This window comes from Streptomyces sp. MMBL 11-1 (genome assembly GCF_028622875.1).
Lineage (GTDB): Bacteria > Actinomycetota > Actinomycetes > Streptomycetales > Streptomycetaceae > Streptomyces.
Genome location: NZ_CP117709.1, coordinates 5,335,957 through 5,345,661, shown reverse-complemented (window position 1 = coordinate 5,345,661; position 9,705 = coordinate 5,335,957). Strand labels below are relative to the sequence as shown.

Genomic DNA, 9,705 nt, shown 5'->3' with positions numbered 1-9,705 from the left:
AGAACCAGCAGTCGCCATCGCACGGTTCGGTCACTCACCGGAGCAGAACCCAGCACGGCACCGTATCCACGTTCCAGCACCATCCCAGCCCGGAAACCAAGGGTCCGGCCTCGAAGAGGTCGGACCCACCCTGACCTACATGTTTGCTAGATCAGCGACGTAATGTCATGCAGCCGCTACACGTTGAAGCGGAACGCCCACCGCAACGCTCCCATCTGCGAAAACGTGCGTTCTGGAGATCCGATCCAGCACAGATCCAGCACGGTAGTGAGGCATCCAGCACGCCCCCGAGCGGCTCCCATTGTGTACACATGCGCCACCCGGTACCTTTGAGCGCATGACACAGCCGCTGCCCATAGAGTCCATCCGCGATGTCCGGGCACACCTGGCCGAGGTTGTGGAACGGGCCGACCGCGACGACGTACCCACGGTGATCACGCGCCGAGGCAAGGAGGTGGCTGCCGTGGTGTCCATCGACGTGCTCCGGAAGTACCTGGAGTGGGAAGAACGTGAGATCAACCGGATCATCGATGAGCGCATGGCCAATCCGGCATCCGGTATCCCGATCGAGGACATCATGAGGGAGACGCTGGCACGCAGTGAGTGAGTACCGCACCGTCTTCCGCCCCGAGGCTCAGGCCGAGCTCCGCAAGGTCCCGCGAGACATGGCTCTCCGCATTCTGGCCAAGCTGACGGAGCTGGAGAGCGACCCGCTGGGGTTCAACACCACGGCCCTCGTCTCCCAGCCTGACCGGCGCCGCCTGCGGGTAGGCGACTACCGCGTGATCTACACGATCGACGACGGCGAGCTGGTGGTCTGGGTCGTACACGTCGGGCATCGCTCCACCGTCTACGACACCTGAGCACTCCTGACGTCCGGTCAGAGAATCCAGCACCGATCCAGCACGGGATCGACGAAGGGGCCGGGCTTGTGAGAGCCCGGCCCCTTCTGATCTGCATGTTTGCCAGATCAGCGACGTGATGTCATGCAGCCGCTACACGTTGAAGCGGAATCCGTAGCGCAGAGCTCCCACCTGCGGAAACGCAGTTCCGGAGAGGGCCAGCACCGGCGTTCCATCCCAGCACCATGCAGGCCGGGCACCCCTCATGCACTCCCACGCAGCTTGCGCGCCACCACCCCGGCTCGCACCCTTTGAGGGGTGGGACGCTTCGTCGAGGGAGTGGCCGCACGGCGTGACGCACTTGCCTGCAACGGCTCCACGCGCTGGGCAGCAGGTGCCCCTCGCTGGACCCGCAAGAAGGGGTCCGCCTGGCCCTTGACGCTCAGGAACCACCGCTCACGACTGTCCCGGTGGCCAAGCACGCCACGGGAGGTTCAGCTTCCCGCAGACAGACGATGGCGTGTCACTGCGAGATCAATCGAGCTTATCGACAAACGCGAGGCTCACCGCCGACAATCGCCTCGTGAAAGGCCCACTCAAACCCATCTCCGCGCGATCCCTTGTCGCGGTGCAGGCGAGCGAGCTTAGCGAGCTGCCGAAACGTGACGTCCACCCGATCGCAATTGAGGTCTTCGAGATCCGCTTGCGACTTCATCGAAGTGGGCCCTCAGGATCGATCGCGACACCGCATAAAGAGCGCGACCGTACTCATCGACTGGACCAGCGGAAATACAGACCGTCGAGGCACTCGCTGGCACGGCATGCGCCGTTCCCGGTCAGTCGGCGGTGCCGGGCTCCACGACCCACTCGGCTTGCACCCCGCTCACCGAGGCGATCATGTCGAAGTCGCCGTCGTAGTGCAGGACCGTGGCCCCATGCCGTTCTGCGGTTGCCGCGATGAGGACGTCGGCCAGCGACAGCGCCCGGTGAAAGCCAGCGTTCAGCGCCAGCGCCTGGATCGCGAGCGCCTCCTCGAACTCCTCGTCGTTGCAGGGCAAGTAGTCGAAACCACGGAGCAGGGTACGCAGGCGCAGTGCCTCGGGCTTTCCACGCGCCGAGTACAGGACCTCATACTCGGTCGGGGCGCACACTGCTAGTAGTCCATCGCGGTCCAGTACATCCAGCCGCGCCCGCACTGCCGGTTTGCCCCGGCGGGCCAGCGCGGACTTGTCGATGAGGTAGCGCCCTTTCACGCCGCCGAAGCCCCGTCTTCGCGCTTAAGCGAGCCATCCGGGTTCCGCGGCCCCGTCTGCGACCGGATCTCCGCAAACACGTCATCGAACTCACCATCGTCAATGGCATCGAACAGCTCCCGGCGCAGCCGCAGCCTCACCCCCTCCTCCATGGCCGCCCGCACTGCGGCGGCCTTCGTCCTCGCCCCATACACACGCATCGCCTGCTCGACGATCTCCTCGTCCAGATCGATCACGGTCCTGGCCATCAGTTTTCCCCTTCACGGCTCGACGCTCCAACAACGATATCAATTGGGAGTAAGAAATGGCATCAAAATGCTGGAGTGTAGAGGACGCCTCGCTCAGAGCCGGGAGCACGACCTGGACTGGTTGATCAGCTTTCCGATCGGCGAGCAACCCTGGACGAGACCCTGTACGAACTCCCTGACCTGGTACTCGGCGAACGAATCGACGCCATGTTGCAGGAGCGGCCACTCCGCAAGACATCGGAAGCCGGCAAGAACGAACCCGGGCACGGCAGGCTGCGCTCCCCGCGACGATCGGCTCGTAGTCTCGGGATGCCTCATCAGAGTGGAACCTGGCACGGGCGGCGCATCCGCGTCCCAGCGCAAACCCAGCACGGTACGAATGACCAGGGATGACGACAGGTGACGAGGGGCCAGGTAACCCAGCACCATCCCAGCACCGGAAAAAGCAAAGGGCCCGACTCCGAAGAGTCGAGCCCCTCCTGAACTGCGTGTTTGCCAGATCAGTGACGTGGTGTTAAGTCAGCCGCTACACGTTGAAGCGGAACTCCACCACGTCCCCGTCCTGCATGACGTAGTCCTTGCCCTCCATGCGGGCCTTGCCCTTGGCGCGGGCCTCGGCGACCGAGCCGGTCTCCACCAGGTCGTCGAAGGAGACGATCTCCGCCTTGATGAAACCCTTCTGGAAGTCGGTGTGGATCACACCGGCCGCCTCCGGGGCCGTGGCGCCCTTCTTGATCGTCCAGGCGCGGGCTTCCTTCGGACCTGCCGTGAGGTAGGTCTGGAGGCCCAGGGTCTCGAAGCCGACGCGGCCGAGGGTGGCGAGGCCGGGCTCTTCCTGGCCCATCGACTGGAGCAGTTCGAGGGCCTCGTCGTCGTCGAGCTCGATCAGCTCGGACTCGATCTTGGCGTTCAGGAAGATCGCCTCGGCGGGGGCGACCAGGGCGCGCTGCTCGTTCTTGAAGTCCTCGTCGACCAGTTCGTCCTCGTCGACGTTGAAGACGTACAGGAACGGCTTGACGGTGAGCAGGTGCAGCTCGTGGAGGAGCCGGCCCTTCTCGGTGGCCGCCGTGATGCCCGCGGAGAACAGCGTCTGGCCGGACTCCAGGATCTTCTGGGCCTCCTCGACCGCGGCGAGGACCGCGACCTTCTCCTTCTGGAGGCGGGATTCCTTCGTCAGGCGCGGGACGGCCTTCTCGACGGACTGGAGGTCGGCGAGGATCAGCTCGGTGTTGATCGTCTCGATGTCGTCCTTCGGCGAGACCTTGCCGTCGACGTGGACGACGTTCTCGTCCTTGAAGGCCCGGATGACCTGGCAGATCGCGTCGGACTCGCGGATGTTCGCGAGGAACTTGTTGCCCAGGCCCTCGCCCTCCGAAGCGCCCCGGACGATGCCGGCGATGTCGACGAAGTCCACCGTCGCCGGGAGGAGCCGCTGCGAGCTGAAGATCTCCGCGAGCTTGTTCAGGCGCGGGTCCGGGACGCCGACCACGCCGACGTTCGGCTCGATCGTGGCGAACGGGTAGTTGGCCGCCAGCACGTCGTTCTTGGTCAGGGCGTTGAACAGGGTCGACTTGCCGACATTCGGCAGACCGACGATTCCGATCGTGAGCGACACTTTGGCGACTTCCTGGAGTGAGGAGGGGGTCAGGGGCGTCCGGGGTCCGGCTCGGCTGTTCGGCCGGGTCCCGGAGTGGACCGATTCTCCAGTTTACGGGCCGGGCCGACGGGCCGGACAGTGCGGTTTACCGAGCCCTCCCGCGGGCCCGGACAGTGCGGTTTACCCGCCCCTCCCGCCGGCCCGGACAACGCGGCTTTCGGCCGTGTGACATCGAACGCAACGCCAAGGTCGGCCAAAGCGCGTGTCCAACACCTGATTCACCGCCCCCCGCGACCTACGTTGTGCGGGTGGAGCAGCACAGGACACGTCCCCCGCAGCACAGGCAGCCCCCGCAGGCCGCGCCCGCCCCGCCCGCGCCGGGTGGTTCCGCCGGTGAGAGTTCCGCCGTGTACCGGGTACGGGTGCGCAGCGTGCCCCCCGTGGTTCTCGCGCTGCGGCGGTTCCCGAACCCCCGGCTCACCGGGATCGGGGCCGGGCTGTTCGCCGCCCTCACGATGGTGGTTCTCGCCTGTGTCGACCGGCTGCTGTTCGACAGTTCGGAGCTCGTCTACGGGCTGCTCTTCCTGCCCGTCAGCGCTCTGACCGCCCTCTGGGTCCGGCCCGCCGACCTGGTCACGGCACCGATCAGCGTGCCCATCGCCTTCGCCGTCGGAGTGTTTCCGATCTCCGGCGGGTCCGAGGGCTTCGGCGGGCAGATCATGGGCCTCGTCACCGCCCTCGCCGTGCACGCCGGCTGGCTGTACGGCGGCACGCTGATCGCGGGTCTCATCGCCTCCGTGCGCAAGGTGCGCCACATGCGCGCCCGGCGGCGGTACGTGCTGGGCCAGGGGCGTGGTGCCGCCACCGAGCCGGCGCCCCTCTCCGCCGCCGCCCCCGCCGCCGCGAAGCCCGTACGGGCCGGGGCGGGGGCGGCGGGCGCGGCTGTCCGCCGTCCTCAGCGGCCCTGAAACCGGGACCTCCCAGGCCGTCGCCGCCGGCTGTCCACCTCCGACGCGCCCGAGCGAGCCCTCCGATGCCCCCTGCCCCGTTCAGCCCCTGTCGCGTTCAGCTCCTGTCCCGTTCAGCCCTTGTCGTGTCGCGCCTGGCCCGCCGCCGCCATCGCCGCTCCCACGATGCCCGCGTTGTTCTGGAGCTGGGCCGGGACCATCTCGGCCCGGACCTTCTCGATCAGCGGCAGGAATTTCTCCGCCTTGCGGCTCACGCCGCCGCCGATGATGAACAGCTCGGGCGAGAACAGCATCTCCACGTGCAGCAGGTACTTCTGGACCCGGTGCGCCCAGTGCTGCCAGCTGAGGTCCCCGTCCTCCTTGGCCTTGGTGGAGGCGTGCTTCTCCGCGTCGTGGCCGTGCAGTTCCAGGTGGCCCAGCTCGGTGTTGGGGACGAGCCGGCCGTCGGTGAAGACCGCGCTGCCGATGCCTGTGCCGAAGGTCAGCACGATGACCGTGCCCGCGCGGCCCTTGCCCGCGCCGAACGTCATCTCGGCGACCCCGGCCGCGTCCGCGTCGTTCAGAATGGTGACGGGCTGGCCGATCCGCTCGCCCAGCAGCGCGCGGGCGTCCGTGTCGATCCAGCCCTTGTCGACATTGGCCGCGGTACGGGTGATCCCGTCGGTGACGACCCCCGGGTACGTGATGCCGATGGGGCCCGACCACCCGAAGTGGCCGACGACCTCGGCCACGCAATCGGCCACGCCGGTGGGCGTGGCCGGGTGCGGTGTCAGCACTTTGTGGCGCTCCCGCGCCAGGTCTCCGCGGTCCAGGTCCACGGGAGCACCCTTGATCCCGGATCCGCCGATGTCCACGCCGAAGATCTCCATGGGACCCACGGTACGGGCAGGCCGGGCCCCTTGCGCGGCTACTCGGCGGAAAGGGCGGCGGCCTCGGCGCGCAGGTCGCGCCGCAGCTCCTTGGGGAGGGAGAAGGTGATCGACTCGTCGGCCGTCTTCACCGTCTCCACGTCCGCGTAGCCGCGCTCTCCGAGCCATTCCAGGACGCCGTCGACGAGGACGTCCGGGACGGAGGCGCCGGAGGTCAGGCCGACCGTGGTCACGCCCTCCAGCCAGGCCTCGTCGATCTCGTCGGCGAAGTCGACCAGGTGGGCGGCGGGGGCTCCGGCGTCCAGGGCGACCTCGACCATGCGAATGGAGTTCGAGCTGTTCTTGGAGCCGACCACGATGACCAGTTCGGCGTCCTCGGCGAGCTTCTTCACCGCGATCTGACGGTTCTGCGTGGCGTAGCAGATGTCGTCGCTGGGCGGCGAGAGGAGGTTGGGGAACTTCGCCTTGATGGCGTCGACCGTCTCCATCGTCTCGTCGACGGACAGGGTGGTCTGGGAGAGCCAGACGACCTTCGACTCGTCGCGGACCTTGACGTTCGCGACGTCCTCGGGGCCGTCGACCAGGGTGATGTGGTCGGGGGCCTCGCCGGAGGTGCCGATGACCTCCTCGTGCCCCTCATGGCCGATCAGGAGGATGTCGTAGTCCTCCTTGGCGTACCGGACGGCTTCCTTGTGGACCTTGGTGACCAGCGGGCAGGTCGCGTCGATCGTCGCGAGCTTCCGTTCGGCGGCCTCCGCGTGGACGGTGGGCGCGACCCCGTGCGCGGAGAACATCACGATGGAGCCCTCGGGCACCTCCGCGGTGACGTCCACGAAGATCGCGCCCTTCTTCTCCAGGGTCTGGACGACGTACTTGTTGTGCACGATTTCGTGGCGGACGTAGATCGGGGCCCCGTACTGCTCCAGGGCCTTCTCGACGGCGATCACGGCACGGTCCACGCCCGCGCAGTAGCCACGGGGAGCGGCGAGCAGGACACGGCGGGCAGGAGTTGCAGTCATGCGTCCCATCGTAAGGCCGTGGCGAACAGGCGCGAGGACGGCCGGGTCGGGAGACTGGTCGCGGTGCGTTCATGGGAAATGGCGGATGGTGATGGAGGGGCGATGACATCGGTGCCGGAGAACGGTTCGGGCAGCGGCGCGGGGAGCAGTACGGCACCGGGCAGGCTGCGACGGACGCTGGGGTTCCGGGATCTGGTCGTCTACGGGCTCCTCTTCATCGCCCCGATGGCCCCCGTCGGGGTCTTCGGTGCCCTGGACGCGAAGTCCGGTGGCGCGGTCGCGCTCGTCTATGTGGCGGCCACGGTGGTGATGGGGTTCACCGCCTTCAGTTACGCCCAGATGGTGCGGGTCGCCCCCTTCGCCGGCTCGGTCTTCACGTATGCCCGCAAGGGGCTCGGGGAAGGGCCGGGGTTCATCGCCGGGTGGATGGCCATGCTCGACTACCTGCTGATCCCGGCCGTCGCCTACCTCTTCTCCGGGATCGCGATGAACGCGCTGGTCCCAGAGGTCTCGCGGTGGGTGTGGACCGCGATCGCGGTGCTCGTGACCACGCTGCTCAACCTGTGGGGCGTACGGGCTGCCGCCCGCGTCGGCTTCGCGGTGCTGGCCATGGAGATCGTGGTGCTCCTGGTCTTCGTGGTCTCGGCCGTGGTCGTCCTCGTACGGGACGGGGCGCAGCGCGGCTGGCTGACGCCGCTGACGGGGGACGCCGGGTTCTCCGTGGCGGCGGTGCTGGGGGCCGTATCGATCGCGGTGCTCTCCTATCTGGGTTTCGATGCCATCGCCTCGTTCGCCGAGGAGGTGACGGGCGGCTCGCGGAAGGTGGCGCGGGCGGTGCTGTTCTGCCTGGTGCTGGCCGGTGCCCTGTTCGTGGCGCAGTCGTATCTGGCGGCGTTGCTGGAGCCGGTGAGCTCGGCGGAGCTGGCGGCGGACCCGGCGGCGCAGGGGTCGGCGTTCTACGACGCGGTGGACGCCTCGGTGGGGACGTGGCTGCACGATCTGGTGGCGGTCAGCAAGGCGATCGGCGCCGCGTTCGCCGCGCTGGCGGGGCAGGCCGCCGCCGGCCGGCTCGTCTTCGCGATGGCCCGGGAGCGGCGCCTGCCGCACTTCCTCGCGAAGGTCGACCCGTCGTCGGGCGTACCGCGGGTGGCGATTCTGTGCGCGGCGGTCGTGACGCTGGTGGCCGCGGTATGGGCGGCCCGGCGCGACGACGGCCTGGACCATCTGGTCTCCGTGGTGGACATCGGCGCGCTGACGGCGTTCATCCTGCTGCACGCGTCGGTGGTCGGCTGGTTCGCCGTACGCCGGATGGAGGGCCCGCCGGTGTGGTGGCGGCACGTCCTGATCCCGGTGGTCGGCGCGGGGGTGCTGGTCGCGGTCATCGTGGAGGCGACGGCGTCCTCGCAGGTGGTGGGCGTCTGCTGGCTCGGCGTGGGGCTCGTGGTGCTGGCGGTGCAGGGGACGGGCCGGCGGGGCGGTACGGGTACGGAGGGCCCGGGTGGCGTGGAGAAGGGGGCCCCGGTCCCGTAGCACGCCAGGACTTCATGTCCCGGATGGCGTCGTGTCCCGCCGTGTCCCTCCCGTACGGCTTCACGTCCCGTACGGCTTCGCGTGGGGCGGGGGGCCTGTCGGTGGCGGCCGATACGCTCGCCCGTATGGCTCTCAACACGTCCGCGGAAGCGCCGCTGCCCGTCGGTGAGGTGTCCCGGCTCATCGGCGGGTGGATCGACCGGCTCGGCGCCATCTGGGTGGAGGGGCAGATCACCCAGCTGTCGCGGCGCCCGGGCGCCGGAGTCGTCTTCCTGACGCTGCGCGATCCGTCCCATGACATCTCGGTGAGCGTGACCTGTTTCCGGCAGGTCTTCGACCGGATCGCCGATGTGGTGACGGAGGGCGCGCGCGTCGTCGTGCTGGCCAAGCCCGAGTGGTACGCGCCCCGGGGGCAGCTGTCGCTCCGGGCGACGGACATACGGCCGGTCGGCATCGGTGAGCTGCTCGTCCGGCTGGAGCAGCTGAAGAAGTCGCTCGCCGCCGAAGGGCTCTTCGCCCTGGACCGCAAGAAGCCGCTGCCGTTCCTCCCGCAGCTCGTCGGGCTGGTCTGCGGGCGTGCTTCCGCCGCCGAGCGTGATGTGCTGGAGAACGCCCGCCGCCGCTGGCCCGCCGTGCGCTTCGAGGTCCGCAACACCGCCGTGCAGGGGGTGAACGCGGTCGCCCAGGTGGTGCGGGCGGTCGAGGAGCTGGACGCGCTGGAGGAGGTCGACGTGATCGTGGTGGCGCGGGGCGGCGGCAGCGTCGAGGATCTGCTGCCGTTCTCCGACGAGCAGCTGATCCGGACCGTGGCCGGCTGCCGTACGCCGGTGGTCTCCGCGATCGGCCACGAGCCCGACTCACCGCTGCTCGACCTGGTGGCCGACCTGCGTGCCTCCACGCCCACGGACGCGGCCAAGAAGGTCGTCCCCGACGTGGGCGAGGAGCTGGAGCGGGTGCAGCAGTTGCGGGACCGGGCACTGCGGACCGTACGGGGGTTGCTGGACCGCGAGGAACGGGGGCTCGCCCACGCGCTGGGCCGCCCCGCGATGGAGCGGCCCCAGCGGCTGGTGGACGAGCGCGAGGCCGAGGTGGACGCGCTCCTCGGGCGCGGCCGCCGGGTGCTGGGTCATCTCCTGGACCGGGCCGATTCGGAGCTGTCGCACACGCTCGCCCGGGTCGTCTCGCTGTCGCCGGCCGCGACCCTGGAGCGGGGCTACGCGGTGCTCCAGCGGCCCGACGGACATGTGGTCCGCTCCCCCGGCGAGGCCGGGGCGCCCGGTGAGCCGCTGCGGGCGCGGGTGTCGGAGGGCGAGTTCACGGTGCGGGTGGACGGGTGAGGCCGGGAAGCGGGACGGCCGGACCGCCACGCCCGCCTGAGC

10 protein-coding genes are annotated in these 9,705 nt (G+C 69.0%); 5 read left to right on the top strand and 5 right to left on the bottom strand.

Annotated elements, in window-relative coordinates:
- Positions 1-337 precede the first annotated feature (337 nt).
- Together PSQ21_RS23980 and PSQ21_RS23975 are read left to right on the top strand one after the other, a co-directional pair.
- Positions 338-607 (top strand): type II toxin-antitoxin system Phd/YefM family antitoxin, encoded by a 270-nt coding sequence (locus PSQ21_RS23980; RefSeq protein ID WP_274032867.1) that lies wholly within the window; start codon positions 338-340, stop codon positions 605-607.
- On the top strand, positions 600-863 hold the full coding sequence (locus PSQ21_RS23975) for a type II toxin-antitoxin system RelE family toxin (protein ID WP_274032866.1): 264 nt from the start codon (positions 600-602) through the stop codon (positions 861-863). Before PSQ21_RS23980 ends, PSQ21_RS23975 begins: the two co-directional genes overlap by 8 nt.
- An 815-nt stretch (positions 864-1,678) precedes the next feature.
- On the opposite strand, the gene PSQ21_RS23970 is transcribed toward PSQ21_RS23975, so the two are convergent.
- The 3 genes from PSQ21_RS23970 to ychF form a co-directional block, all read right to left on the bottom strand.
- Complete coding sequence (locus tag PSQ21_RS23970) at positions 1,679-2,095, bottom strand: PIN domain nuclease (RefSeq protein WP_274032864.1); 417 nt, start codon at positions 2,093-2,095, stop codon at positions 1,679-1,681.
- Complete coding sequence (locus PSQ21_RS23965; protein WP_148020499.1) at positions 2,092-2,343, bottom strand: type II toxin-antitoxin system VapB family antitoxin; 252 nt, start codon at positions 2,341-2,343, stop codon at positions 2,092-2,094. Before PSQ21_RS23965 ends, PSQ21_RS23970 begins: the two co-directional genes overlap by 4 nt.
- Positions 2,344-2,869: 526 nt before the next feature.
- Positions 2,870-3,958, bottom strand: coding sequence for a redox-regulated ATPase YchF (ychF, locus tag PSQ21_RS23960; RefSeq protein ID WP_274032860.1), 1,089 nt, complete (start codon positions 3,956-3,958; stop codon positions 2,870-2,872).
- A 389-nt stretch (positions 3,959-4,347) separates the two neighbouring features.
- On the opposite strand from ychF, the gene PSQ21_RS23955 reads away from it, so the two are divergent.
- On the top strand, positions 4,348-4,908 hold the full coding sequence (locus PSQ21_RS23955; RefSeq protein ID WP_337961707.1) for a DUF6542 domain-containing protein: 561 nt from the start codon (positions 4,348-4,350) through the stop codon (positions 4,906-4,908).
- 113 nt (positions 4,909-5,021) lie between these two features.
- On the opposite strand, the gene ppgK is transcribed toward PSQ21_RS23955, so the two are convergent.
- Both ppgK and PSQ21_RS23945 read right to left on the bottom strand, forming a co-directional pair.
- Positions 5,022-5,777 (bottom strand): polyphosphate--glucose phosphotransferase, encoded by a 756-nt coding sequence (ppgK, locus tag PSQ21_RS23950; RefSeq protein ID WP_274032856.1) that lies wholly within the window; start codon positions 5,775-5,777, stop codon positions 5,022-5,024.
- Between the two features lie 38 nt (positions 5,778-5,815).
- A complete protein-coding gene (locus PSQ21_RS23945; RefSeq protein WP_176739499.1) occupies positions 5,816-6,805 on the bottom strand; it encodes a 4-hydroxy-3-methylbut-2-enyl diphosphate reductase in 990 nt (329 codons plus the stop codon).
- A 93-nt stretch (positions 6,806-6,898) separates the two neighbouring features.
- Between PSQ21_RS23945 and PSQ21_RS23940 the strand changes: the two genes are divergently transcribed.
- Together PSQ21_RS23940 and xseA are read left to right on the top strand one after the other, a co-directional pair.
- Positions 6,899-8,326 (top strand): APC family permease, encoded by a 1,428-nt coding sequence (locus PSQ21_RS23940; protein ID WP_274032853.1) that lies wholly within the window; start codon positions 6,899-6,901, stop codon positions 8,324-8,326.
- A gap of 125 nt (positions 8,327-8,451) precedes the next feature.
- Positions 8,452-9,663, top strand: a complete 1,212-nt coding sequence (gene xseA / locus PSQ21_RS23935; protein ID WP_274032851.1) for an exodeoxyribonuclease VII large subunit — start codon at positions 8,452-8,454, stop codon at positions 9,661-9,663.
- Positions 9,664-9,705 lie beyond the last annotated feature (42 nt).

Excerpts from the sequence above, each read along its gene's own strand:
- PSQ21_RS23945 (WP_176739499.1), bottom strand. The coding sequence starts at position 6,805 with ATGGGACGCATGACTGCAACTCCTGCCCGCCGTGTCCTGCTCGCCGCT.
- PSQ21_RS23965 (WP_148020499.1), bottom strand. The coding sequence starts at position 2,343 with ATGGCCAGGACCGTGATCGATCTGGACGAGGAGATCGTCGAGCAGGCG.
- PSQ21_RS23980 (WP_274032867.1), top strand. The coding sequence starts at position 338 with ATGACACAGCCGCTGCCCATAGAGTCCATCCGCGATGTCCGGGCACAC.
- xseA (WP_274032851.1), top strand. The coding sequence starts at position 8,452 with ATGGCTCTCAACACGTCCGCGGAAGCGCCGCTGCCCGTCGGTGAGGTG.
- PSQ21_RS23940 (WP_274032853.1), top strand. The coding sequence starts at position 6,899 with ATGACATCGGTGCCGGAGAACGGTTCGGGCAGCGGCGCGGGGAGCAGT.
- ppgK (WP_274032856.1), bottom strand. The coding sequence starts at position 5,777 with ATGGAGATCTTCGGCGTGGACATCGGCGGATCCGGGATCAAGGGTGCT.